This is a genomic window from Nocardiopsis ansamitocini, from assembly GCF_030268225.1.
Lineage (GTDB): Bacteria > Actinomycetota > Actinomycetes > Streptosporangiales > Streptosporangiaceae > Nocardiopsis_D > Nocardiopsis_D ansamitocini.
The window spans coordinates 225,899-247,883 of the sequence record NZ_BSQG01000004.1 but is presented as its reverse complement, the minus strand read 5'-3'; the positions used below and the strand labels follow the sequence as shown (position 1 = coordinate 247,883).

General features: G+C 69.2%; 25 protein-coding genes. 12 read left to right on the top strand and 13 right to left on the bottom strand.

Features of this window, described 5'->3' with window-relative positions; translation table 11 throughout:
• Positions 1–21: 21 nt before the first annotated feature.
• Both QSJ59_RS13565 and QSJ59_RS13560 read right to left on the bottom strand, forming a co-directional pair.
• Positions 22–585, bottom strand: a complete 564-nt coding sequence (locus tag QSJ59_RS13565; protein WP_285759890.1) for a PadR family transcriptional regulator — start codon at positions 583–585, stop codon at positions 22–24.
• Positions 586–964: 379 nt separating this feature from the next.
• Complete coding sequence (locus tag QSJ59_RS13560) at positions 965–2,224, bottom strand: DUF418 domain-containing protein (RefSeq protein ID WP_285759889.1); 1,260 nt, start codon at positions 2,222–2,224, stop codon at positions 965–967.
• 504 nt (positions 2,225–2,728) lie between these two features.
• Between QSJ59_RS13560 and QSJ59_RS13555 the strand changes: the two genes are divergently transcribed.
• Together QSJ59_RS13555 and QSJ59_RS13550 are read left to right on the top strand one after the other, a co-directional pair.
• Entirely contained in the window at positions 2,729–3,862 is a 1,134-nt protein-coding gene (locus tag QSJ59_RS13555) for a histidine kinase (protein ID WP_285759888.1), read from the top strand.
• On the top strand, positions 3,859–4,461 hold the full coding sequence (locus tag QSJ59_RS13550) for a response regulator transcription factor (RefSeq protein WP_285759887.1): 603 nt from the start codon (positions 3,859–3,861) through the stop codon (positions 4,459–4,461). Before QSJ59_RS13555 ends, QSJ59_RS13550 begins: the two co-directional genes overlap by 4 nt.
• A gap of 141 nt (positions 4,462–4,602) precedes the next feature.
• On the opposite strand, the gene QSJ59_RS13545 is transcribed toward QSJ59_RS13550, so the two are convergent.
• From QSJ59_RS13545 to QSJ59_RS13510, 8 genes are all read right to left on the bottom strand, one after another.
• The gene (locus QSJ59_RS13545) at positions 4,603–5,124 is read right to left on the bottom strand and encodes a hypothetical protein (protein WP_285759886.1); all 522 of its coding nucleotides are present in this window, start codon (positions 5,122–5,124) and stop codon (positions 4,603–4,605) included.
• 318 nt (positions 5,125–5,442) lie between these two features.
• Positions 5,443–7,371, bottom strand: coding sequence for a S9 family peptidase (locus tag QSJ59_RS13540; RefSeq protein WP_285759885.1), 1,929 nt, complete (start codon positions 7,369–7,371; stop codon positions 5,443–5,445).
• A gap of 137 nt (positions 7,372–7,508) precedes the next feature.
• Positions 7,509–8,249: a MerR family transcriptional regulator gene (locus QSJ59_RS13535; protein WP_285759884.1), complete on the bottom strand. Its 741-nt coding sequence runs from the start codon at positions 8,247–8,249 to the stop codon at positions 7,509–7,511.
• Positions 8,236–9,468 carry an MFS transporter gene (locus tag QSJ59_RS13530; protein WP_285759883.1) on the bottom strand — a complete coding sequence of 411 codons (1,233 nt, stop codon included), beginning with the start codon at positions 9,466–9,468 and terminating at the stop codon, positions 8,236–8,238. Before QSJ59_RS13530 ends, QSJ59_RS13535 begins: the two co-directional genes overlap by 14 nt.
• Before the next feature lie 271 nt (positions 9,469–9,739).
• Positions 9,740–10,993: an ornithine--oxo-acid transaminase gene (gene rocD, locus QSJ59_RS13525; RefSeq protein ID WP_285759882.1), complete on the bottom strand. Its 1,254-nt coding sequence runs from the start codon at positions 10,991–10,993 to the stop codon at positions 9,740–9,742.
• Positions 10,994–11,161: 168 nt separating this feature from the next.
• Positions 11,162–11,623, bottom strand: coding sequence for an Lrp/AsnC family transcriptional regulator (locus QSJ59_RS13520; RefSeq protein WP_285759881.1), 462 nt, complete (start codon positions 11,621–11,623; stop codon positions 11,162–11,164).
• Positions 11,624–11,718: 95 nt separating this feature from the next.
• Complete coding sequence (locus QSJ59_RS13515) at positions 11,719–12,138, bottom strand: SRPBCC domain-containing protein (protein WP_285759880.1); 420 nt, start codon at positions 12,136–12,138, stop codon at positions 11,719–11,721.
• Complete coding sequence (locus QSJ59_RS13510; RefSeq protein ID WP_285759879.1) at positions 12,135–12,464, bottom strand: ArsR/SmtB family transcription factor; 330 nt, start codon at positions 12,462–12,464, stop codon at positions 12,135–12,137. The genes QSJ59_RS13515 and QSJ59_RS13510 overlap by 4 nt, the downstream gene beginning before the upstream one ends.
• A gap of 232 nt (positions 12,465–12,696) precedes the next feature.
• On the opposite strand from QSJ59_RS13510, the gene QSJ59_RS13505 reads away from it, so the two are divergent.
• The 4 genes from QSJ59_RS13505 to QSJ59_RS13490 all read left to right on the top strand — a co-directional run bounded on the left by QSJ59_RS13505 (position 12,697) and on the right by QSJ59_RS13490 (position 15,021).
• Positions 12,697–13,716, top strand: coding sequence for a MerR family transcriptional regulator (locus QSJ59_RS13505; RefSeq protein WP_285759878.1), 1,020 nt, complete (start codon positions 12,697–12,699; stop codon positions 13,714–13,716).
• Positions 13,717–13,851: 135 nt separating this feature from the next.
• The gene (locus QSJ59_RS13500) at positions 13,852–14,082 is read left to right on the top strand and encodes a hypothetical protein (protein WP_285759877.1); all 231 of its coding nucleotides are present in this window, start codon (positions 13,852–13,854) and stop codon (positions 14,080–14,082) included.
• A 33-nt stretch (positions 14,083–14,115) separates the two neighbouring features.
• On the top strand, positions 14,116–14,610 hold the full coding sequence (locus QSJ59_RS13495) for a MerR family transcriptional regulator (protein ID WP_285759876.1): 495 nt from the start codon (positions 14,116–14,118) through the stop codon (positions 14,608–14,610).
• A 78-nt stretch (positions 14,611–14,688) separates the two neighbouring features.
• Positions 14,689–15,021 (top strand): NIPSNAP family protein, encoded by a 333-nt coding sequence (locus QSJ59_RS13490; protein WP_285759875.1) that lies wholly within the window; start codon positions 14,689–14,691, stop codon positions 15,019–15,021.
• Between the two features lie 131 nt (positions 15,022–15,152).
• Here QSJ59_RS13490 and QSJ59_RS13485 read toward each other — a convergent pair whose 3' ends face one another.
• Complete coding sequence (locus tag QSJ59_RS13485; protein WP_285759874.1) at positions 15,153–16,082, bottom strand: nitroreductase/quinone reductase family protein; 930 nt, start codon at positions 16,080–16,082, stop codon at positions 15,153–15,155.
• A gap of 440 nt (positions 16,083–16,522) precedes the next feature.
• Between QSJ59_RS13485 and QSJ59_RS13480 the strand changes: the two genes are divergently transcribed.
• Positions 16,523–17,533, top strand: a complete 1,011-nt coding sequence (locus QSJ59_RS13480; RefSeq protein ID WP_285759873.1) for a GlxA family transcriptional regulator — start codon at positions 16,523–16,525, stop codon at positions 17,531–17,533.
• Between the two features lie 25 nt (positions 17,534–17,558).
• On the opposite strand, the gene QSJ59_RS13475 is transcribed toward QSJ59_RS13480, so the two are convergent.
• Positions 17,559–18,440, bottom strand: a complete 882-nt coding sequence (locus QSJ59_RS13475; RefSeq protein ID WP_285759872.1) for a MerR family transcriptional regulator — start codon at positions 18,438–18,440, stop codon at positions 17,559–17,561.
• 188 nt (positions 18,441–18,628) lie between these two features.
• Between QSJ59_RS13475 and QSJ59_RS13470 the strand changes: the two genes are divergently transcribed.
• Positions 18,629–19,036: a spore-associated protein A gene (locus QSJ59_RS13470; RefSeq protein ID WP_285759871.1), complete on the top strand. Its 408-nt coding sequence runs from the start codon at positions 18,629–18,631 to the stop codon at positions 19,034–19,036.
• Between the two features lie 141 nt (positions 19,037–19,177).
• Here the strand turns inward: QSJ59_RS13470 and QSJ59_RS13465 are convergent, their stop codons facing one another.
• A complete protein-coding gene (locus tag QSJ59_RS13465) occupies positions 19,178–19,723 on the bottom strand; it encodes an ATP-binding protein (RefSeq protein ID WP_285759870.1) in 546 nt (181 codons plus the stop codon).
• A gap of 210 nt (positions 19,724–19,933) precedes the next feature.
• Here QSJ59_RS13465 and QSJ59_RS13460 point away from each other — a divergent pair, with 210 nt between their 5' ends.
• The 4 genes from QSJ59_RS13460 to QSJ59_RS13445 all read left to right on the top strand — a co-directional run bounded on the left by QSJ59_RS13460 (position 19,934) and on the right by QSJ59_RS13445 (position 21,890).
• Entirely contained in the window at positions 19,934–20,788 is an 855-nt protein-coding gene (locus QSJ59_RS13460; RefSeq protein WP_285759869.1) for a helix-turn-helix domain-containing protein, read from the top strand.
• Positions 20,788–20,973: a DUF397 domain-containing protein gene (locus tag QSJ59_RS13455; RefSeq protein WP_285759868.1), complete on the top strand. Its 186-nt coding sequence runs from the start codon at positions 20,788–20,790 to the stop codon at positions 20,971–20,973. The genes QSJ59_RS13460 and QSJ59_RS13455 overlap by 1 nt, the downstream gene beginning before the upstream one ends.
• Before the next feature lie 47 nt (positions 20,974–21,020).
• Complete coding sequence (locus QSJ59_RS13450; RefSeq protein ID WP_285759867.1) at positions 21,021–21,206, top strand: DUF397 domain-containing protein; 186 nt, start codon at positions 21,021–21,023, stop codon at positions 21,204–21,206.
• Positions 21,207–21,422: 216 nt separating this feature from the next.
• Positions 21,423–21,890: a hypothetical protein gene (locus QSJ59_RS13445; RefSeq protein ID WP_285759866.1), complete on the top strand. Its 468-nt coding sequence runs from the start codon at positions 21,423–21,425 to the stop codon at positions 21,888–21,890.
• The last annotated feature ends 95 nt before the right edge of the window (positions 21,891–21,985 follow it).

The window sequence follows — 21,985 nt, the reverse complement described above, 5'->3', positions numbered from 1 at the left end:
CCGGTCCGTGCGACCGGTCGATCACGCCCGTACGTCGTCGGCCATCGTGTACGCGCCGCCGCGCAGCCGTTCGATCAGCCCCGACGTCCACTGCAGCGCGTGGTCGGCGTTGCCGTGCCACAGGGCGAACATCTCCGGCACGTGTTCGGTACCGGGTGTCTTCCACGCCCGGTCGGGGCCGGCCCCGACGATGGTTGCGGTGCGCTCCCGCTCCTCCTCCAGGGCGGCGCGCCTGCGTTCCAGCAGCGCGATGGCTTCGGCCCGGGGCAGGGCGGTCAGGAAGGCCAGCCCCGCCGACAAGAGGTCGGCGTGGGCTCCCCCGTCGCTGAGCGCGCCGCGCAACAGCAGCATGAACGCCTCGTGGCCTTCGTCGGTGATGCGGTAGTCCACCCGCCCGGAGGGGTCTTCGACGGAGGCGAGCTTGCCCTCCTTCGTCAACTGTCGCAGCGCGTGGTAGATCGATCCCCACTTGACGTTGGCCCACTTGTCGGCGTCCCACAGGACGAGTTCATGGTGGATCGCGTAGCCGTGCGTCGTGCCGTGCCCCACCACCAGGCCGAGCACCAGCAAGCGCGTCGTGGACATGTCAGCCCCCGTATGTCCGTCCCGACACCGTTCTCCGGCGTCCCTTGAGGAGGTTCCGCCACTGGGTGAACCCGAGGCCGCCGGATACCCGTTCGAGTTCCTTGGGGAAGGCATACCCCTGCGACCGGCTCCCCATGGGAGAACCGTAGGTCCCGGCTGATGGTGCACGGCGCACGGAGTCGAACACACCGGGCCTCCGGTGCGGCGGCGGCTCGGACACCGGGCCCGTTCGCTCTCCCGGTCACGGGACCGCGTCCGCCGCACGCAACCCATTGCGCGCAGGTGTTTCCCCCGGATGACAGTGGCTCCCCGTCGTGGACCCGCGCCGAGGAGATCCTCAGAGGACTCCTGGCGCGGTGGCTCATGCTCCGCAGTGCCGCTAACGGGCCTTGTCGGCGTGGACCCGGCGAGTCGTTCCTCGGTAGGTGAGTGTGCGCAGGAGGGTTTCGGCCGGCCCGCGTACACCAGCGCGTTCCATCCACAGTGCAGCGGCCACGGTCAACACCCAGGTACCCACCGCCACCCCTACCGCCGACCAACTCGACAAATACATCCCCCACCCCAGGCCCCACGCCGCGAACACGGGTGCGAAGACCACCGACTGGGCCAGGTACCCGCTCAGCGAGCGGCGCCCCAACGCCACCAGGGCTTGGACGGGCAGCGCGCGGTGGGCGTCGCGGGTGGCCAGGAAATGGGCGAGGAGCCCGAACAGCGCGGCATAACCCACCCCGGTGAAGGTTCCGGTGTAGAAGTGCAGCGTGCTCCACACACTCTCGTAGCCAGTGGTGATGACACCGGTGTGCTCCAGACCCAGCACCGCCCCCGCGGCCCAACCCAACGGGATGGCGGTCAGGGCCACCCGGCGCAGCAACGGCAGGTGGCGGGCGGGCTCGTCCAGGACGCGGTGGCGCGCGGCGAGCAGACCGATGAGGAACACGGTGGGCAACGCCAGGGTCGCCACCCCCGAGAACAGTCCGAAGATCCAGGTGGGCACGCGGATCGCGGCCGAGAGCAGGAAGCCGGCCTCGGCGATGCTGAGGCGTTGCAGGTCTGCTGCCGCGATGGCCTCACCCGCGGGCGCGGCCATCGCGGAGAGAACGGTCAGGGCGCTGAGAAGGGCGCCGGCCACCAGCAGGACGACGATCCAGATCTTGAGGGTGCGGTCGCTGCGGTTGAAGAACAGCGGCATCATGAGCAGGCCGATGAGGCCGTAGGTGCCCAGGATGTCGCCCTGCCACAGCAGGGCGGCGTGCACGGCGCCGAAGGCCAGGAGCCATAGGTGACGGGTGCGCAGGAGCCGGCGGGCGCGGGCGGGGGGTGTGCCGCGCGCTGTCTGGCGGGCGTACATCTGCCCGATGCCGTAGGCGAAGAGGAACCCGAACATGGTGTGGGTGCGGGCGTCGACGATGACGATGGTGAGGATTTGGGCGATCTTGTCGGCGAGGTTGCCGTGTGCGGGGTGCAGCAGGGCGATGCCGGCGGGGGCGTCGTAGATGAACCAGGGCACGTGGGCCAGGGCGATGAGCAGCAGCATCATGCCGCGGGCCAGGTCGGGGGCCAAAACGCGTTCGGTGACGGGGGTCGCTTGTACCGGGTGGTGTGTGGTGGGCGGCGAGTCGCCGGAACGGGCAACCGTCATCGGAGTGGACTCCAGATCGTCTTGTAGGGGCAGCGGGTTGCGGACAAGGTCTTTTCGACCCCGTTCGTGTCGAGTCGCGCGTGGGGCCCGTTGCGAGGCAGCCCGACGAAGAGGCTCTTCGCGGGAGGGGGAAGCCGCTGCATCGGAGCGTGGGGCGTCGGCATCGATGACGGGTGTCACGGACATGACGCCACCCTCGTCCATCGGCGCCGCCTCCGGGCAGTGGGACCGCGTCACCGTTCTCCCGTGACATTTCTGCGGCGAACCCATGACGTGGTGTCACTGGTGGACGCGGTCGGGCGGGAGCAGACTGGACGCAATCCTGACGCCTGAGCACAAAGGACACCGTGACGCGGCCCGTCGACCGTGTTTCGAGGCGGCCGTCGCGTCCCGGGCCGTACGGGGGCTCCCCCACGGCTCGGGACGCCTTCGCTCCGACACCGGAAGGGCCGGGATGGAGGACGATGTGCGGGGGCTGTGGAAACGAGTGCGGAAGGGGCGTGCATGACGTCGGGGCAGAGCGAGAAGACACAGGGCCAGCTGCGCACGCTCAATTTCGGCATCGTGTCCGGCGCGATCTCCGCCGTCGGCGCGCTGCTGGTGGCGGGCGACGCCAGGACCTGGTGGGACGCGCTTCTCATGGGCGTGGGCCTGGCCACGACACTGCTGGTCGTCAACCGGTGGACCGTGAGCCGTTTCTCCCGTGTGGTGCTCCCCGGCCTGATCGTCACCGCGATCGTGTGGGTCGTCGGGGTGCTGGCGCTGAACGTCTCGGCACCGTCCTACGGGTTCGCCATCGTGGCCACCATCGCCGCCTTCGAACTGCCGCGTCACCGGCGGGCGGTGATCGCGGGCATCGCCGCCTTCGCCGTCGTCGTGCTCGCGACGAAACTGGTCGTGGCGCGCGAGGACGGGGTCGCGGCCCTGGCCGAGTTCGTCTTCATCTCCCTCTGCGTCGCCGCGGCGGGAATCGTTTTCACGATGCTCATCTACGCGGTCCACGACCTCATCACGGAGTTGGGGGAATCGCGACGACGAGAGGCGGAACACGCCGTCATCCGCGAGCGCATGCGTTTCGCCGGCGACCTGCACGATATCCAGGGCCACACGCTCCACGTGGTGAAGCTCAAGCTCGCACTGGCACGCAAGCTCGTGCGCGTCGACACCGAACGGGCAGAGGACGAACTCCAGGAGATCCACACCCTCGTCGGCGAGACCATCGCACAGACCAAGGAACTCGCCTACGCCCAACGACGGCTCAACCTGTCCGCGGAACTGGAGAACGCCAAGAACCTCTTCGAGGCCGCCGGTATCCGTGTTCGGGTCGACCGTGAATCCGAGGTCGACTCACACGCGGGCGAACTGCTCGGCCAGGTCCTCCGGGAGACCACGACCAACATCCTGCGTCACGCCCAGGCTCGACAGGTGCGGATTACTCTCTCCACCATGGGAATCACCATCGTCAACGACGGCGCGCGCGAGGGACCTCTTCCCGATCTCAGAGGACTCTCCACCCTCAGGCAACGAGTAGCCGACAGCGCGGGCGAACTGCGCGTGCACCAGCAAGACGGATGGTTTTGCACCGCCGCGACCCTTCCCGCCGCGACCCCCTCCGACACACGCAAGGACGACCAGTGACCACAGTGGTGCTCGCAGACGACGAAGCCCTCCTGCGCAAAGCACTGGCCGCCCTGCTGCCCCTCGAAGGCGATATCACCGTGCTCGCCCAAGCGGAAGACGGGGAGAGCGCCGTTCACGCCACGCTGCACCACCGACCCGACGTGCTCGTCATCGACCTGGAGATGCCCGGCGTGGACGGACTCGGCGCGGTCGCGGAGATCCGCCGCACACTGCCCGAACAGGTGGTTCTCATGCTGACCCGCCACGCCAGACCCGGCGTGCTGCGCAAGGCGCTCAAACTCGGGGTCCAGGGCTTCGTCAGCAAGGCGGCGGACCCCGCACACATCACCTCGGTCATCACGGCCCTGCACCAGGGCAAGCGATGGATCGACCCCGACGTCTCCGCGCTCGCCGTCATCGACGACTGCCCCCTCACCGATCGCGAGATCGACGTGTTGCGAGCGACCCGCGAGGGGTACGCGGTCGCCGACATCGCCGCCCAGCTGCACCTGGCCGAAGGCACGGTTCGCAACTACCTCTCCAACGCCATGCAGAAGACCCAGACCCGGACCCGACACGAAGCCGCACGCTACGCACGGGAACACGACTGGCTATAGGGGGCGGGGAGGCGGTCGGCACCTCGGAGGACCGGCGGCCGGTGCAGCCGCCCCGGGCGGGGAGGGGCCGCGGACGAGGAACCGGTGGGGTGAGGAATCGGCCCGGTCCCGCCGTACTCTCGGCAGAACCGGGCCGACCCGTCAGAGGGCCTCGGGCTGGCGCTGATCAGAAGATTGCGCGGGCAGAGCGGCGGATGTGCGGCGGGAGCGGAACCAGTTCACGGCCAGGGCCGCGATGGCGACCGAGACGCCGATGGCGATCACGTCCATGACCACGAAGGGCACCATCGTGGGGACGGCCTCGGCGAGGGCCGGCGCCGATGTCCACAGCCAGTCGTCCACGGCGATCCCCGCGCTCGTCGCCACCATTAACAGCACGAGCTGCACGGGGAAGGAGAGCACGGCCGTCAGGAGCGGTGAGGCCGCCTTGGCGAGCCGCAACAGGAGCCAGGCCAGGATCGGGGCGATGACGATCACCGTGGCCGTGCCGGCCAGGCCGGCACCGATGTTGGCTCCCACCACGTCTTCCGACATGTAGGCCGCTATCAGGGCGGTAACCAGACCGCCCAGCAGCGATGCGCCAAAAGCCGCGCCTGTGCCTGCGGCGAAACCAGTCAGGAACGAACGAAGCGGACTGACCGGTGCAAAGGGTGTTGAGATCATGCGATCAGTGTGGGGCGCACCGGATACCGCCACCTGAGCACTCCTACTCAGCTTCGGCTTACTCCTTCCGTCGACGAGTGAGTACCGCCCGTGCCGGGGGATTCGAAGTACTCCCCCGCCACGCGACGACGGTCCGTGGTCGAGCCCCGAGGTTCTCCACCGCAAGCGGGGGCGGGACCGCAAGGAGGCGTCGATCGAGTGATCGGTGTGCTCCATGGCCCGTTCCGCTCCGATCATGATCGCTTCTCACCGGCCGGGCCGCGGCATTGGGCCCGAGAAGGGCGCGGTGGTGTGCGGTCGTCGCTCGCCCGCCGTGGATCAGGACATGGTCGAAGACCGTCCGCCCAGGTGGCGGGCCAGGAAGCGTTCGAGCGTGCGGTACAGCTCGATGTTGCTGTCGGTGTTGATGAACCAGTGGCCCTCGGTCTCGTTCAGCAGGTACTCGACCTCGGCGCCGCGGGCGCGAAGCGCGTCGACGACCCGGTCGGAGTGGCGGCGGGCGACGCGCACATCGTTGGCGCCGTGGATCAGCAGCATTGGTGCGGTGATGCCGTCGACCCGGTTGATGGGCGAGCGGGCGAGCATGTCGGCCTCCTGGCGGGGGTCGTCCGGGTCGCCGATGTAGCGCAGGTAGCTGTTCTCGACGCTGCGACGGGCGAACGGAACGACCGACTGGACGAGGTCGACGAGGTCGGACATCCCGGTGTAGCTGACCGCAGCGGCGAACCGGTCCGGGGTGAACGCGGCCCCGACGAGTGCGGCGTAGCCGCCGTAGGAACAGCCGTAGATCGCGACCCGGTCCGGGTCGGTGTAGCCCTGCTCGACCGCCCAGTCGAGGGCGTCGATCAGGTCGTCGTGCATGCGCTCGGCGAACTGGCCGATCGCGGCCTGGGTGTGGGCCTTGCCGTAACCGGTGGACCCTCGGAAGTTGACCTGTAGCACCGCGTAGCCGCGGTTGGCCAGAAGCTGGACCTCTGGGTCGTAGCACCAGCTGTCGCGGTACCACGGTCCACCGTGCACCAGCAGCACGGTCGGTAGGTCGCGCGGCTCGACCCCGACCGGCAGGGTGAGGTGGCAGGGCAGGGCCAGGCCGTCGCGGGCGGTGACGGTGATGGGGGTGACCGGGGCCAGCAGGGCCGGGTCGAGGTGCGGGAACGGTCGGAAGAGGCGGCGCGCCTGTCCCGTGGCGTGGTCGTAGAACCAGGTGGCGCCGGGATCGCGGTCGTGGGTGAAGTCCACCACCCAGCGTTGCGCCGTGGCGTCGCAGGACACGTGGGCCAGGTCGCCGTCGGACAGCTCGGCCAGTCGCGGCAGCACCGTGGCGAAGTGCGGGTCGAGCGCGTGGATCTCCTGACGGGCACCGAGATAGCGGGCGCCGAGCAGTTCCCCGGTGCTCGGGTGCAGGATCAGCGAGGACGGGAAGCGCGGGTCTGCCTCGGGGCGAGGCGTGTCCAGGTCGAAGACGGGGTGGCTGTCCACCCCGATCTGCTCGCCGGTGTCCAGGTCGACCCGGACCAGGCGGGTGCGGTCCGAGCCGCGCGACGAACCGATCCACAGTCCGTTCCCGTCCGGGGTGAGCGCGGCCGGGAGGACCCCGAAGAGGAAATCGGTGCCGGCGAATCGCGCGATCGGGCGCGGCTCGCCCGGAGCCCACTCCGACAGGACGTGTTCGCCCCCTTCCTCCATGGTGAAGACCAGCAAGCGGTCCGGGGTGCGCAGCCAGGAGATGACGTCGCCCGGGTTCTCCGCGATCAAGGTCAGCAGGCCGGTCGCCAGGTCCAGCTCGAACAGGTCGGCCAGGTCGGGGCGGCGCATGTTGAGCTGCACGAAAGCCGTCCCCGGCCGGTCCGGTGGGAGGTGCGCGCCGAGCAGCCGCACGCCCTCGAAGGGAGTCAGGTCGACCGCGGGCTCGTCGGGTCGGGTCGGGTCGACGCGATGCAGGTGCCAGTTCTCGTCGCCGTCGGTGTCCTGCTGGAACAGCAGGTAGCGGCCGTCGGTGGTCCAGAAGAAGGTGTCGATGGTGCGCCGGGTGTCAGAGGTGATGCGCCGGGCGCCCGGGGCGCCGGCGTCGTGCACGTCGTCGGGGGCGGCCCAGTCCGTGTCCAGATCACGGAGGAACACGTTGAGCCGGCCGTGCCATGGGGCGAGGTAGGCGACATTCGTGCCGTCCGGGGACAGCAGGGCCCGGCTACGGGTGGGCGGGCCGAAGAACTCTTCGACAGTGATCAGCTTCGACGGGGCGGTCATGACGGATCCTCCTGGTCGATGGATGCGGACACCCCCGAGTCAAAACTCCGACGTCGCGTCGTACTCAAGGCCCCGCGGAGTGGTCTGGATCACAGGATGTTGCGGAGTGTGGACCGATGAAGGGCCTCGGCCCCCGGTCAGGCTTCGTCGGGCCCGGTCAACCGCTGCTGGACCCGGCGCAGAACGCGGTGCTGCACGGGCCTGAGAGTCTGCTGGTTCAGTTCGTCCATCAGCGCTGAGGCCTGCGCGTCGAGTGAGGGCAGGCCGGCCACTCGCACCATCACCGGCTTGAGGTGTGCGACCAGCTCGTCGGTCAGTGATGAGACCTCGTCGTCGGGGGTGTCGGGTCCGAGGGCGTAGAAGCGTGCCGTCAGTGGGGCGGCTGCGGCCATGCCGTCGTCCGCTCCACCGAACAGGGCGGCGAGTCCTGCCGGGCCGTCCTCCCCGAGCAGGTGTCCGAACAGGATCAGCTGTTCGTGCTCGTAACGGGCCATGTCCGTCGGCATCTCCGCTGTGGGGGCGGAACGCCATGCCGAAAGCTCGGGTGGGAGGTCGGGTGGGGCGCCGCTGCTGCGCAGCGCGGCGATACTGGCCCGGCGGGCGGCGAGCCGTTCGATGTCGGCGGCGGCTTGGCGATCGAGTTCGTCGAGCAGCTCCTCCGCGGCCGCTGGATCGTCCAGCACCGCAGGTAGTGCGGACAGTGGTATTCCCAGTGCGGTCATCCTCGTGATGCGCAGGAGACGGACGAGGTGGCCCACGTCGTAGTGCCGGTAGCCCCCGGCCGAGCGCGGTGGTTCGGGCAGCAGCCCGATCTGGTGGTAGTGGCGCAACGTGCGGACGGTTACGCCGGCCAGCTCGGCGAGCTCACTGCTGAGCATCGGACAGCTCCTTCGGCTCCAGGTCGCGCAGAGCACGCGAGGCGATCACGGCCAGCAACACGAGGATCCACACCCCGGTGACGCCGAACCCGGCCAGGGTCGGGGACCCGTACTCAGCCGTCACCCCGGCCAGACCGATCCCCGCCGGCGCGGCGATCATCAGCAAGGCGGTCTTCACGCTGAGAACCCGACCGCGTACCGCACCGGTGGTCCGTTCGACCTGCAACACCCCGATGACTGCTCCGACCACGGCGTTGCCCAGGCCGAGCGTCGCGGCGCCGGCGAACACCACGGCCGGGGCAAGCAGGGAGGCCATCATCAGGAACCCTGCGGTGGTGATGACGAGCCCGGCCGACAACCATGCCGGCGATGAGAGTCGTCGACCGATACTGCTGTAGAGCGTCGCGCCGCTCAGCATCCCGACGGCCAGCGCGGTGAGGACGAGGCCGAGCAGGTCGGGGCGGGCGATGAGGTCGAAGTACAGCGGCATCACCAGGCCCTGCAACCCGCCGAGCGCCACGGCCAGGCCGACGACCAGGCCCGACGTGCCGAGCAGGAACCGGCTGCGTCCCACTACCGCCATACCTTCTCCGAGTTCGCGCAGGATCGACCGGCGAGGCGACCTGTTGGCCTCGATCTCACCGAGCCGGCGCGGAAGCGTCCGCGTCAGCAGCGCCGCGACCGCCGAGGTTGCCGCAGTGATCCACAGTACGGAAGCGGCGTCGAAGGCGGCGAGCAGCACACCGGCCGCAGCCGGGCCGATCACCAGGGCGGCAGAGGTCAGGGTCTGGCGCAGGCCGATCACCCGCGTCAGGTCGAACCCTGCGTGCCGGGCCACCATCGGGGCCAGCACCTCACGGGCCGTCGTCCCCGGCACGTCCCCGAACGAGCCCAGGATGCCCAGCACGATGAACCACGCCAGGTCCAGGCCCCACAACAGGTCGACCAGCGGCAGCGCGGCGACCGAGGCGGCGGAGATGACGTCGGAGACCACCGAGGCCGTCCGCCGGTTGATCCGGTCGATCACCACCCCGCTGAGCAGTCCGACCAGAACGGCCGGGACCGCAGTCGCGGCCGCCAGCGCCGCCGTGCCCAACGGGCTGCCGGTCGTCTGGAGCACGATCAGCGGCAGCGCCACCGCCGCGATGCCGTTGCCGAGCAGGCTCAGCAGATGCGAGGCGAGATAGGAGACGACGACCAGGTGCTGTTTGAGCGGCATGGGACCAGGAAAGACCCTGACGTTGCGTCGGGGTCAAGGGGAGTCGCGACCGACGGCCCGGCCCGGACGGTGATCCCGGACACCGAATCCTCGACCGGTGCGGACGTCGTATCGGTTCCGACTCGACGTCGGAGTGCGTCGTCCCCCGGGTGCTGTCCGTTCGCAGCCGTTGTCAATGGCGCAGCCCCTGGAGCCGGCACGCTCGCTACCGGGCGACCGTGCTGGCCGCAGCCCTCGACGAGTGGTCGCGACCAGCACTTCCCGACCGGTCCTAGTGGGCGTCCCCCACGAGTGCCGAAGCCGTCCGGGCCGCCAGCACACGGCCGAGCGCTCCCACCGCCTCGCGGATCTCCTCCTCGGTCACCACCAGGGGCGGGGCGAGCCGGATGGTGGAGCCGTGGGTGTCCTTGACCAGGATGCCCTCGGCCAGGAGGTCCTCGCTGATCTGGCGTCCGGTGGCCAGGTCGGGGTCGATGTCCACGCCTGCCCATAGCCCTCGGCCGCGCACGGCGACGACCCCGTGGCCGAGGAGGGCGGACAGCTCGCTGTGCAGGACCTCGCCCAGGACGCGGGCGCGTTCCTGGAACTCCCCCGTGCGCAGCAGGTCGACCACTGCGTTGCCCACGGCGCTGGCCAGCGGGTTGCCGCCGAAGGTGCTGCCGTGCTGGCCGGGCTTGATCACGCCCAGGACGTCGCGGTCGGCCACGACCGCCGAGACCGGGACGACTCCCCCGCCCAAGGCCTTGCCCAGCAGGTACATGTCCGGCACCACACCGCTGTGCTCAGCGGCGAAGGTCGCGCCGGTGCGGCCCAGTCCGGACTGGATCTCGTCCAGGATCAGCAACACGTCGGCGCCCGTGCACAGTTGGCGCAGCTCCGGAAGGTAGGCCGTGGGCGGCACCAGCACGCCCGCTTCGCCCTGGATCGGTTCGACCAGTACGGCCACGGTGGTCTCGTCGATGGCGGCCGCCACAGCGGCGGAGTCGCCGTAGGGCACGGTCACGAAACCGGGGGCGAACGGCCCGAATCCGTCGCGGGCGTCGGGGTCGTCGGAGAAGCCGACGATGGTGGTGGTGCGGCCGTGGAAGTTGCCGCCCGCCACGATGATGGTTGCCCGGCCCTCGGGGACGCCCTTGACCTCGTAACCCCACTTGCGGGCCACCTTGATCCCGGTCTCGACCGCCTCGGCGCCGGTGTTCATCGGCAGCACCATGTCCTTGCCCGCGAGCGCGGCCAGCCCGGCGCAGAACGGCGCGAACCGGTCGTGGTGGAAGGCCCGGCTGGTGAGGGTCACCCGGTCGAGTTGGGCGTGGGCGGCGGCGATCAGTCCGGGGTGGCGGTGTCCGAAGTTCAGCGCGGAGTACCCGGCGAGGAAGTCCAGGTAGCCGCGGCCCTCGACGTCGGTCACCCTTGTCCCCAGCCCGTCGGTGATGACGACCGGCAGCGGGTGGTAGTTGTGCGCGCCGTGCTCTTCGGCCAGCGCGATCTGCTGCTCGCTGTGGGTACGGGTGGCACTCGTCGTCATGGGTCTCCCTCGTGACTGGGGCGCGCGCCCGGGCGGGCGTTCGGCGCAGTGGGACGTCACCTGCACGTTATTGCCCGTGGGCGCGCACCCCAAGAGGAGAAAACTGCTGGTTATCGGTACTTCATTGCGTATGGGTCATGTTTCGCGCAGTGATCCTGCGCAGTAGGGTCAGCGTTCTTCGGCCACTCCGCTGTGGGAGCGCTCCAAAAGGGCGGAGAGCACCATGGTCGTCTTCGTGTAGGAGACGTAGCGCAGTCCGGAGAGACGCTGCAGGATCTGCTCGAACTGGCGTACGTCGCCCGCCCGAACCCGCAACAGCGCGTGCGCCTCTCCCGTGACGGTCGAGGCCGCCACGACCTCGGGGATGCCCTCCAGGTCGGCGGCCAGGGTCTCGGGTTTCGGCTGCCCCTTGCAGTGCAGTTCCACGTAGGCCTCGGTGCCCCAGCCCAGGGCGGAGGGGTCCACGATCGCGGTGAAACCGGTGATCGCGCCGGTCGCGGTCAACCGGTCCACTCTGCGTTTGGTCGCCGAGGCCGACAATCCCACCCGGTCCCCGATGGTCGCGAAACTGGCGCGGCCGTCCTTGGTGAGAATGGCGATGATCTGTTCGTCGAGTGGGTCCAGGCGCATGGGATCAGTGTTTCCCACACGGGAGGGTCGGGGGTGGCTAACAACACGACATGGCCATACCTGGACGCGACCGGTATCGGGTTGCGGCGCGGGAATCAGCCCTCGGCGTCCTGGGCGAGCGCCTCGCCGAGCACGGCCAGGCACTTCTGCCACCCCTCGGTGTTGTTCGCGCTGTGCCCGGAATCGTCGAAGACGTGCGTGAACACCAACAGGCATCCGTCGGGGCCGTCGGAGTGGAGTTCGAAGCGCAGCAGGTCGTCCTGCTCGCTGAAGGCGAAGACGCCGGGCGGGTCGAGCACGGTGACCACACCCGACAGCGCACCGCCCTGGCCGTCGTCGAAGCTGATCGTGCCGCCCACGGCCAGTTCCAGTTCGCGTACCGGGAACGGGTACCAGCGGGAAAGGTGCGCACTCTCGGTCAGGGCGCGCCAGACCTTGCGCGGTGGATGGGGGAAGCGGCGTTCCATGCGCAGTTCACAACGGCCCTCGGCGGTCGCTCGGACGACGTTCGTCACTGCTCTGCTCCGGTCTGTTCGTCGGGCATGGTGGACAGGTGCTGCGCCAGGGAGTCGAAGCCCTGCTCCCAGAGGAGGCGGTAGGGCGCCAGCCAGGAGTCGATCTCGGCCAGTGGTCCGGGGCGCAGCCGGTAGAGACGCCGCTGGGCGTCCTGGCGCACTTCGACGAGTCCCGCTTCACGCAGGACGCGCAGGTGCTTGGATACCGCGGGCTGAGTGAGGCCGACCCGATGCACCAGCTCGCCCACCGGGAGTTCCCCGCCGCGCAGCAGGTCCAGGATCTGCCGGCGCCGCGGCTCGGCCAGCACCTCGAACGCATTTGCCATAGTAGCTATATAACCAATTAGAAATATAAAGTGTCAAGGAGCCGTTCCGTCGGAGGAACGGGGCGCCCGCCGTCGCTGAGCGAGCGTCCGGGAGCCCCGCCGCGGGATGTTGAGGAGCACGGACGAGGGGCCAGACGCCTGGATCCGTGACGGCCACACCCCTGCTCGACAACGGGAGCTTCGAGAAAACGGACTTGCGTCTCAAGCGGCTTGAGACGCCACAGTGGTTTTCATGAACGACCACGAGCTGTACCCCATCGGGGACGCCGCGCGCCGCAGCGGCCTGAGCGTCAGCGCCGTCCGCTTCTACGCCGACGCCAAAATCATCGAACCCACGGACCTGAACGAGTTCGGCCACCGGCGGTACGACATCGACGCCATCGCCCGGCTGGAACTCGTCCGCACCCTGCGCGAGCTGGACACCGACCTGGAGGAGATCCGCCGCCTGCTCGACGGCGGCACGACCCTGCATGACCTGCTCACCACCCACCTGGAGATCGTCGAGAGCCAGGAGCGCGTCCTACGGGCCAGGCGGGCGGTGCTCAGGACCCTGATCAAGCAGGGCGACGCGACCGCGCGGGCCGACCTGATGCACAAGCTCGTCTCGATGACCGACGAGGAACGCGAACGGATCATCGACGACTTCTGGAACGATGTCGGCGCCGGCCTCGACGTCCCCGACGGCTTCGTCGAGCGGTTGCGAACAGTGCGTCCCGTTCTCCCGGCGGAGCCCACGGCCGCCCAGCTGGAGGCGTGGATCGAGCTGGCCGATCTGGTGCAGGACCCGGAGTTTCGCGAGGCGGTGCGCACCTACCTTCACGAGACCTACTCCACCGACGAGGGGAGGAACGTGGCGAGCGCGCCGTTCCAGGACTTCATCCACACGAACGGTGCCGCGCTCAGCGAAGAGGTCCTGGCCGCGTATCACGCGGGGGAATCCCCCCGGTCCCCCCGGGCGCAGGACGCCGTCACCCGTTTCATGGAGGCGTCCGCGGCGTTGTCCGACACTCCCCTGACCCCCGAACTGCGCAACCGGATGGCCGACGGATACCGGCGGCTCCCCGACATCATGCGTCTGATCGCCGAAGAGGACGCTGCTGCCGAGGGCCCGGTCTACGACGACACCCACGGCCGGTACCTGTCCCTGGTGGCAATGGTCAACGGGACCGTTTCCGAGGAGGCCCAGGACCAGGATCAGGCGCTCTACGCCTGGATCGCGGACGCCATGTGCGTACCGGCCCCCGGCGCCTGAGCACCCCCTGGCCGTCCGGCCCCGGACGGCCAGGGCCCCTCCCCGGTGAACACTTCTCCGACCGGGAAGCCGATGGAGTTTCCCGGAGGCCGTGGGCTTCCCCGGGGTTCCGGTGACCTGGGTGCCGTCTGACAAATGATCTTGGGTGGGTTCGCGGAGCCAGAGGATGAGGGGCGCGAGGTGGATGCCGGCCTTGTAGCGGGCGGCGAGTTTGTCGAAGCGGGTGGCGATCGTACGGAACTGCTTGAGGCGGTTGAAGCACCGTTCGACCACATTGCGGACCTTGTAGAGCTCGCGGTCGAAGGCCGGTGGCCTGCCGCCGGCGTGTCCGCGCCGCAGCCGGACCCGCCCGACCGCCATACCTGACGGAACCAGCCGATAGAGGGCTAAAGTTCCCCCATGCGTTCCAACGCTTCGAATGCCCCGTCCAGTGATGGCGCTGTGGCGTCTCCAACGGCCCTCTGGCCGTGCGGGGGCAGATCGGCGCACAGTCTCGGATCGACCTCCGAGTCAGGTCCCGAGTGGAACTCCGATTCGGACCCCGTGTCGCTGTCGATCAGTGAACTGGCTCACCGGTGTCAAGTGAGCACGCGGTCACTGCGGTACTACGAGGAGCAAGGCCTCCTGCTCCCGTCGCGCAACGCCGTGGGGCACCGCAGGTACCAGGCCAAAGACGCCGACTGTGTCGGGCTTATCCAGCGTCTGTACGGCGCGGGCCTGCCGAGCGACCTGATCCGTACGGTGGTGCGGGAGTGGAAACTCCCCGACTCCGCGCCCCGGGTCGAGGCTCTGCTGCGTACGCGGCACGCCGAACTCTCCCGTGAAGTGGAGGAACTGCATTCCAAGCTGACGAGCCTGGAAGCCGTACTGAACGCGGTGACCGGCAACAAGTGACTTGCCCTTCACACCAGTGTGAACGTCTACCTTCCTGGTGAAGGCCTCGACGGCCCTCCCCCCAGGAAAGGCAGACAGATGAGCAGCTACATGCTGGCGCAGCTCCAGCTCAAGTACGGTTTCGCGAATCTGGCGCGCTACGAAGCCGCCATGGTGACCATCCGGGAACTCTTCGAAGCGCAGGGCATCTCGCTGGTTGCGGGCACGGTGACGCAGGTCGGACCGCTGTACGAGGCGTTCAACCTGTGGGAGATCGAGGACCAGGGCCACCTGGAGCGCGCCCTCAACGCCATGACACTCGGCGATCCTCGCGCCTTGGAGGCGATGGGTGAGCTGGATGCCACGGTGGAACACGAACAGACGCGTTTTCTCGGCTCGCTCGCGTTCGCGGGGAGCGCGAACAGCGCGTGAGCCTTCGGGCCGGTCAGCTCTCAGCAGTGCTGACAAGCGCGGATTCCCCACGGGAGCGGGCCCAAGGGCTGCGGGTCCACCTAGGCGGCATCTGCCGCAGAAGGTGCCGACCACCGCCTCCGGTCCCGCACCTAGGCGGAGGCGCCTTCGGAGCGGTCGGGATCCGGCGGTGCCGGCGGCCACGGGACGTCGGCCAGGACCGGGATGAGTGACTCCTCCTCGTAGTCGAGGTGCGCGGTGAGCTCGCGCGACATCCGGTCCAGCCCGGTGCGAAACCGTTCGGGATCGGCGGTGGTGATGTCGGCGAGCAGGGCGAGCAGTTCGTTCTGGACGCGCTCGACCGTGCGGTGTTCGGCACGGAGCCGGTCGAGGGAGCCCTTCAGGTGGGGGTGGTACCCCGCGAGCGAGGGGAACAGGTGCGCGTCCTCGCTGGTGTGGTGGAATTTCAGGGACTCGCAGAACGCCAGGCAGTGCTGCCGGATCTGTAGGCCCAGCCCCGGAACGGGAGACTCCCCCTTGTGCTCGGCGCGCGCGGCGAAGTGCGCGTCGGCCTCGGCGCGCACGTGCCGCAGCTGGGCGCGCAACCAGGTGTGGACCTCCATGAGCTTGTCGGCGAGGTTGGTGATCGTCGCGGGGCCCTCCCCCGCCGCCGGCCCTGAGCGCTCCAGGGCCACCACCGGCAGGGCCCGGGTGGTCCGGGCCTGGTAGTCGGCGTATCCGGGGGCGGTGTCCACCACGCGTGCGAACAGCCGGTCGCGCCGCGCCCCCTCGGTCGGGACGGCGACCGCGTCGAACGTCTCGGTACCGATCTCCACCCGCACCATGGGGTGGGCGAGCAGGTTGTGGTACCAGGCGGGGTGCCGGTGGGCGCCTCCTGCGGAGCCCACGACCAGCAGGAGGCCGTCGTCGCGGACGTAACCGAGCGGGACGGTGTGCTCCCGGCCAGACGTGGCGCCGATGGTGGTCAGCAGAAGAAGGTCGCCTCCCTCGAAGGGGCCGCCGACCCGGCCCGCGTTGGCGCGGAACTCGTCGATGATCTGTTGGTTGAACGATTCGGGCATACGACTGGGTCTCCGGAAAGAATCAGGGGCGCCGCGACGGGCGCGGGGGCGATGACGGTGGTGTGCGCGGCGTAAGCACACGCGGGCCCTGTCCGGAGAGGGACGCCTCGGACACCCGACACCGCGAACGGGTGCCGGGGTTCGGCGGCGGTCGGGGCGGGATGGCCTGGCATGTCCCGGCATCGCACGGCAGTGGTCGGGAACTGCCGTGGGACAGGGGGCGACGCGCACTGACGGCTTGCGTCAGGAGTGGAATGAGCTCATGGCGTCGTCCCTTGGTGAATGGTGTCCGCTCGACTGCCGGCCGGCCTCCTGCTTTCTGGCGGGCGTCGCGCTACACGCGGACCATTAGAGCCAGCCGGCCGCCGCCTGTCAACACGGCGACCGTGGCCAGGACAGCGGGCCATGGCCCGATTCATACGATGTGCAATGATCGGGCCATGAGCGTTTTCGTGCACGCCGACCGGCATCCGGTCGCCGTCCTCGCGCGCAACGGGGCCATGCCCATGGAGCTGGGCATCGTGCACCAGCTCCTGGGCCAGGCCCGATCGACCGAAGGCGCGCCGCTCTACGAGGTGGTGACGTGTACTCCCGTCCCCGGGGAGGTGCGCACCAACGCCGACTTCTCCATTCGCGTCGCCCACGGACCCGAGGCCCTCGCCCAGGCGCGGACCGTGATCGTCGTGGCCTCCCACGATCCCGACGCCACCGAGGCCGACGGCGTCCTCGACACCGTCCTGGCCGCGGCGCTCGCCTGGATCAGCCCGGGGGCCAGGATCGCCTCGATCTGCACCGGTGCCTTCGTCCTCGCCGCAGCGGGGCTGCTCGACGGCCGCCGCGCCACCACGCACTGGGAGTCCAGCGACCGTTTCCGGAAACTGTTCCCCGGGATCGCCCTCGACCCCGACGTCCTCTACGTCGACGAGGGCGACGTGCTCACCTCGGCCGGTGAGGCGTCCGGTATCGACCTGTGCCTGCACATCATCCGTTCCGACCACGGCGCGGCCGTCGCCAACGACGTCGCGCGCGCAACAGTCGTCCCGCCGCACCGCGACGGCGGCCAGGCCCAATTCATCCGCCGTCCCGTCCCCGAGCCGCGCTCCTCCTCCACCGGCCGGGCGCGCGCCTGGGCGCTGGAGAACCTGGACCGCCAACTGAGCCTGCGCGCACTCGCCGCCCGCGAATCCATGAGCGTGCGGACCTTCACCAGGAACTTCCGCCAGGAGACCGGGCTCTCCCCGGTGCGGTGGCTGACACTGCGACGCGTCGAACGCGCCCGGGAGCTGCTGGAGAGCACCGACCTGTCGGTGGAGCGCATCGCCGCCGACACCGGTTTCGGCAGCCCGGTCTCGCTGCGCCAGCACCTGCACGCCGCGCTCGGCGTCTCCCCCAGCGCCTACCGGGCCACGTTCCGGGGGACCCCGCCCGAGGGGAGCCGAACCGGGACTTGAGCGGCCGCGCGGCCTCCTTCGCAGGTCACGCGGTTTCCTCCGCCGAGTCGAGTCCCTCCAGGGAGTCGAGGCGGAGCAGGCAGGCGCGGGATTCCACCCCGTCCTCGGACAGCATGGTACGCACCCGGGCGGTATCGGCGACGTAGCCCTTCTCCAGGTAGCCCTCCTCCAGTGAGTGGGTGGTCAACCAGGAGAGCGCGGTGGCGTGTTTGGCCATGGTCTCCTTCCCCGGTATGAAAACCACCAGTTCGTCCCTGCCCTCGAAGGTCTGCACCTCCATGTCGGGTGGCAGGTCGGCGAGCACGTCGGACGGCGCCTCGACGGGCACCTTCACCAGCCAGTGCGGTCCCTCCAGCGTCATGGAGCGCTCCCTCTGCTCCGGGGTCTCGACGGCGTTGCCGCGCCACGGCGTCCCGGCCACGGTGGCCCCGCGGGCCTCCAGCGCGGCGGTCACCTCTCCCACGGTGGAGGCGACCGCCGCGCCGACCGCGTCCCAGTCGTAGTGATCGCCCGCGGTGTGCGGTGTCGGGGGCACCACCTTCGACACCACGGTCATATCCGGGGTGTGCGACCGCCGGACCTGCGGCCAGGTGTGGACGAACGCGTGCGCCTCCCGCAGCGCCTCGTCCTCCGCTTCGCGTCGGCGGTGAAGCGCCTCGGTGTGCTCCTCCAGCAGGGCGGGGACGGTGTCGGGGGCGTCCAGGGCCTGCCGGACCTGCTTGACGCTCAACCCCGCCCCCCGCAGGACCATGACCAGCATGGCGGTCTCGACCTGCTCGAACGTGTAGGAGCGGTAGCCGGTCCGCTCATCCACCTCGGCCGGGACCAGCAGGCCCTCGGAGTGGTAGAAGCGCAACGTCTGGGTGGGGAGTGCGCACATCTCGCTGAAATCGCTGATCGACAACATGTGTCCAGCTTCGGGGTTGCAGTAACTGGAAGGTCAAGCGAGCCGCGCCCGTGGTGCGGCCCACAGCTTGATCACCGTCCTTCGGGGCCGCATCCGGTCTGGCCGGTTCCGGCGCCCGTGAAGCCATGGCCGCCGGGCCGAACCCTCTTTAGCGTTGACGTTTCGAACGCGAGAGTGAACGGAGCGTAATGAAACTCGGGAAGAAGCTCACCGCCCTTGGCATGACCACCGGCATGATCCTCGCCGCGTTGGCGGCGACTGCGGCCCCGGCCTCCGCCGCCACCTACGGGGGCCAGTGCGGGTCCGGATACAACGTCATCAGGTCCGCGAGTGTGGGCGGCCAGGGAACGGCGTTCCTGACCTACCGGGCCGCCAACACGACCAACTGCGTCGTCGTCATCCGCAACAGTCCGGGTGCGGCCATTCCCATGAACGCCTGGCTCAAGCGCAGCAACGAGAGCACGTGGCAGCAGGACCCGGGGAACTGGACGACCTATGCCGGCCCCGTATACCGCAGCGCGGCCTCGCAGTGTGTCGACTGGGGCGGCAGCATCGGCAACTACCAGGTCACGTACCGACAGGATGCCTGCGGCTGACCCCGGAGCACACTGAGCACTGGTCCCCGTCGGCTTCTCCGGCGGGGACCAGTGCCGTGCGCGGTGCCTTCGGGCTGAGCGCTCCGGTGCTCCTGTGTCCGAGGCGGCGGAACGCCGGATCGGACGACCTGGTGCGATCGGTCAGCGGGTGTGGTCGAGGCGGAACCACACGGAGCGGAAGGCGGTGCGCCCGCTGTCGCCCCACCTGCTTGAGAGGGCGTCCACCAGGGCGAGGCCGCGACCGCGCTCGGCCATGGGGTCCGGGGCCACGGCTGCCAGGGGGCGGTGGCCGAACCAGTCGCGCGGGCCCGGGTCCCCGTCGTCGTAGCAGGTGAGCAGGGTGTGTGTCCGTGTGCGCTCGACCAGTAGACGGTAGGTGTTCTCCGGTCCCCCGGAGCGGGTGTGGTCGATGGCGTTCTTGGCGAGTTCGAGGCCGAGGAGGGCGAACACGGAACGGTGGTCCGCGCCGTGCTCGGCCACGCAGGTGTCGAGGAAGGCGCGGACCAACGGGGTGAAGGCGTGGTCGCCGGGGAACAGGAAGGCGCGTTTGGTGAACGCGCCGGTGAACCGGCCGCAGAAGTAGTGCGCGAGACGGTCGGGCACGAACGCGGTCATCGGGACGGTGACGGCGGGCATCGCCGCAAGGGGTGACGGGGCTTCGGGCGTGGTGGTCGCGGTAGCGGGCATGGCGGAACTCCTTGGGACGAAATGGGAGAACAGGCAGCGGCGACCGGGACGGGACCCCGATTCGGGGGACGGAAGGGCGGCCGGATGCGTAGCGTGGCGGGTGGGAGAACCGCGATGCGGTAGTCACCCTGCTACCTTCAGCATGAAATAGAGAATCTCAGTAGTCAAGTGGTTGCTGGAGATGCCCCCAATTTCCTCTATGGTGGTTTCATGGATGAGCAGAGCCCCAACATTCGGAGACGACGCCTCGGCCAGGTGCTTCGCCGACTGAGGGAAGAGAAGGCTCAGACCTTGGAGGCAGCGGCTCGTGCAGCCGGAGTGCCCAGGGCGACCTTGGGGAAGATGGAGACGGCCGACGCCAAACGGTTGCGCCATACCGATCTGGACGCCCTGGCGGACCTCTACGAGGTGGACACGGCTACACGCGAAGCGATGCACGAACTCGCCAACCAATCCAAGGAACGCGGTTGGTGGTCCAAGTACAAGGACGTCTTCGGTGACAACGCCCTTCCCGACTGGGAGGCCGAGACGTCCATGATCCGTACCTTTCAGGCCCAGGTCATCCCCGGCCTACTGCAGACACCGGCCTATGCGGCATCGGTGTTTCGCGCGGGTCGTGCACTCGAAGAGGAGCACATCACCCGTCGGGTTGAGGCGAGGATGGCGCGCCGGGCCATCCTCAACCGCGTGAATCCACCCCACCTGAGCGCCGTCATCGATGAGGCCGCGCTACGGAGAATCATCGGTGGTCCTGAAGTCATGCGTGAACAGTTGACCTACCTCACGCGGATGGCGTTGCGGCACAACATCGACATCCAGGTGTTGCCCTACTCCGCCGGCGCCCATCTGGCCCTTGCCGGACCGTTCACCGTTCTGGATTTTCCCGAGCAGCGGGACTCCCCCATCGTTTACGTGGCTACTGCGGCCGACAGCCTGTTCCTGGAACAGGCAGACGAAATCGCCCGGTATAACGTGGCATTCGGCAACGTTCAGGGCGTGGCACTGTCCACCGCGCTGTCCGCCGAGTTCATCGCCACCGTGCTACGTGATCTGGAAGGCCAGTGATGACCCGGACCCCGGAGTTCCGCAAGAGCAGCTACAGCGCCCAGGACCAGGACTGTGTGGAGGTCGCTGATCTCGACCGTGCTGCGGCGTTGCGCGATTCCCAGCACCCCGGTCACGGGCACCTCGCCTTCCCCGTGGCCGAGTGGAGCGCCTTCCTCACCACCGCACGGGATCGCCGACTCTGAGACGACTCCCGCCCACATTCCTTGCTGCCTGATCTGGAAGGCCAGTGATGCCCCGGACCTCGGAGTTCCGCAAGAGCAGCTACAGCGCCCAAAACCAAAACTGTGTGGAGGTCGCTGATCTCGATCGTGTCGCCGCGTTGCGCGATTCCCAGCACCCTGAGTGCGGTCACCTCGCCTTCCCTCTCACCGAGTGGAGCGCCTTCCTCACCACCGCACGGGAACACCGGCTCTGAGCCGGCTCCCGTGCTCCTGGTGCAGGACCTCTACGGTGACCGCATCGCCGCACGGCCCGGCGTCCAGCGCCTCGGTTCCACTCCACCCTCGTGACGAGGAGCGTGTTCGAGGACCGGACGCTGCCGCAGTGCTCCCCGCCCCGCCGTACGAGGATGCAGGCGCAGGTCTGTTGACCTGGATGCCGTGGCCGTGCGGAGTCCGGGCACAATCGGGGGATGCTCAAGCGTCTGCGCACCCTGGCCGTCCTGGAGATGGTCAACATCCCCCTGTTCGCCGTGGTGCTGTTCGGGGGCACGGGCATGCCCGCCTCGCCGGCCAACCTGGTCGGCTTCGCCCTGTTCGCGCTGCTCCTGGCCCAGGGCGGCGCCTACTGGTGGCTCAAGTCCCGTCAGGTCCGCGTCCATGCCCGGAGTCCCGGGGGAATGCGGGTCTTCCGCGTCCTGAAGCGGGTGAACGTCCTGCTGCTCCTCGCCGGTGGAGCGGTCGTCCTGTGGAGCCTGGCGGTGGGTCCCCGCTGGTCCCAGGCGTGGCCGGGGTTCGGCCTCTGGGCGTTCGCGGTCCTTGAACACGTGAACTACTTCCACGTCCAGCTCTCCCATCAGACCCGCGCCGACCTCGCCCGACTGCGGCGCACCAGACGGCTGCACCGGTCCCACCTGTCCCGCGACATGGGCCGGGCCTGATGGAGCGCAAAACGCCGGGGAAGCGCGATCGGGGGAGGGACCGGAGAGCGCGGCGCGGACCTCTGCTGCGGCGTGCCCCCGCGCTCCGCACCCAT